The organism is uncultured Rhodoblastus sp. (assembly GCF_903903185.1).
Classification (GTDB): Bacteria; Pseudomonadota; Alphaproteobacteria; order Rhizobiales; family Beijerinckiaceae; genus Rhodoblastus.
Genome location: NZ_CAIUXT010000103.1, coordinates 1 through 1892, shown reverse-complemented (window position 1 = coordinate 1892; position 1892 = coordinate 1). Strand labels below are relative to the sequence as shown.

Genomic DNA, 1892 nt, shown 5'->3' with positions numbered 1-1892 from the left:
GGATATGGGCGCCGATTTCGGAGCCTTTTTCGACCACGACCACAGCCAGATCAGGGTCGATCTGCTTGAGCCGGATCGCCGCCGAAAGCCCGGAGGGACCCCCGCCCACCACCACAACGTCATAGTCCATCGCCTCGCGCGCCGGCAATTCAACACTTCCAACCATCGGCCATTTCCCCTGCGCCGGGCGCTAACTCAATATTACCTTCCGACCTTCGCCAGTTCGGCGTCGAGTTCGGGGAGGGCGGCATAGAGATCGGCGACGAGGCCATAGTCGGCGACCTGGAAGATCGGGGCGTCCTCGTCCTTGTTGATCGCCACGATCACCTTCGAATCCTTCATCCCCGCCAGATGCTGGATCGCCCCCGAAATCCCCACCGCGATGTATAGCTCCGGCGCCACCACCTTGCCGGTCTGGCCCACCTGCCAGTCGTTGGGCGCGTAGCCCGCGTCCACCGCCGCCCGCGAAGCCCCCATCGCCGCGCCGAGACGGTCCGCCACCGGCTCGATATAGGTCTTGAAGTTTTCCGCGTTCTGCATCGCCCGGCCGCCCGAGATGATGATTTTTGCCGAGGTCAGCTCCGGCCGGTCCGACTTCGCCAAAGCCTCGCTCTTGAAGGCCGAAAGCCCCGAATCCGCACCCGCCGTCACCGCCTCGATCGGCGCCGCGCCGCCCTCCGGGGTCGCCGCGAAAGTCGAGGTGCGCACCGTGATCACCTTTTTCGCGTCCGTCGCCTGCACCGTCTGGATGGCGTTGCCGGCATAGATCGGACGCTCGAACACATCGGGCGACACCACTTTCGAGATTTCCGACACCTGCGCCACGTCGAGCAGCGCCGCGACGCGCGGCAGCACATTCTTGCCGTTCGAACTCGCCGGCGCGACAATCGCGTCATAATGGGGCGCCAGCGCCACGATCAGCTCGGCCAGAGGCTCGGCCAGCCCATGCGAAAACGCCTCGCCGGAAACCGTCAGCACCTTTTCGACGCCCGCCAGTTTCGCCGCCGCCTGCGCGGCCTCGTCGCCCGCGCCCGCGACCAGGATATGCACCGGCGCGCCGAGTTGCGCGGCGGCGGTCAAGGCCTTGGCGGTGGCGTCGTTGAGATGGCCGTTGTGCACTTCGGCAAGGAGAAGGGTCGTCATCAGATCACTCCGGCTTCATCTTTGAGTTTCGCCACCAGTTCGGCGACCGATCCCACCTTCACCCCCGCCTTGCGGCTGGCCGGCTCCGTGGTCTTGAGCACCTTCAGGCGCGGCGCCGCGTCCACCCCGTAATCGGCGGGGGTCTTTTCGAGAATTGGCTTTTTCTTGGCCTTCATGATATTGGGCAGCGAGGCGTAGCGCGGTTCGTTGAGCCGCAGGTCGGCGCTCACCACCGCCGGCAGTTTCAGCGTCACCGTCTGCAAGCCGCCATCGACCTCGCGGGTGACGTCGAGCGCGCCCTCGCCGATCTCGACTTTCGAGGCGAAAGTGCCCTGACCCCAGCCGAGCAAGGCGGCAAGCATCTGGCCGGTCTGGTTGGAATCGTCGTCGATCGCCTGTTTGCCGAGCAGGATCAGCCCCGGCTGTTCCTCGACCGCCACCGCCTTGAGGATTTTCGCCACCGCGAGCGGTTCGACGGCCTCGTCCGTCTTGACCAGAATGCCGCGATCGGCGCCCATGGCGAGACCGGTGCGCAGGGTCTCCGTCGCCTGCTGCGGGCCGATGGAGACGACGATCACCTCGGTCGCCTTGCCGGCTTCCTTGAGGCGCAGAGCCTCTTCCACGGCGATTTCGTCGAACGGGTTCATCGACATCTTGACATTGGCCAGTTCGACGCCCGAACCGTCCGTCCTGACCCGGATCTTGACATTGTAATCGACCACCCGTTTCACGGGCACGAGAATTTTCAT

At 65.2% G+C, this 1892-nt stretch carries 3 protein-coding genes; all 3 read right to left on the bottom strand.

Annotated elements, in window-relative coordinates; translation table 11 throughout:
• On the bottom strand, positions 1–166 hold a 166-nt coding region (locus QZY01_RS09615), incomplete at its 3' end, for an FAD-dependent oxidoreductase (RefSeq protein ID WP_294536381.1).
• 35 nt (positions 167–201) lie between these two features.
• Entirely contained in the window at positions 202–1143 is a 942-nt protein-coding gene (locus QZY01_RS09610; RefSeq protein ID WP_294536379.1) for an FAD-binding protein, read from the bottom strand.
• Entirely contained in the window at positions 1143–1892 is a 750-nt protein-coding gene (locus QZY01_RS09605; protein ID WP_294536377.1) for an electron transfer flavoprotein subunit beta/FixA family protein, read from the bottom strand. The genes QZY01_RS09610 and QZY01_RS09605 overlap by 1 nt, the downstream gene beginning before the upstream one ends.

Coding starts and splice junctions, on each gene's coding strand:
- QZY01_RS09610 (WP_294536379.1), bottom strand. CDS start 1,143: ATGACGACCCTTCTCCTTGCCGAAGTGCACAACGGCCATCTCAACGAC.
- QZY01_RS09605 (WP_294536377.1), bottom strand. CDS start 1,892: ATGAAAATTCTCGTGCCCGTGAAACGGGTGGTCGATTACAATGTCAAG.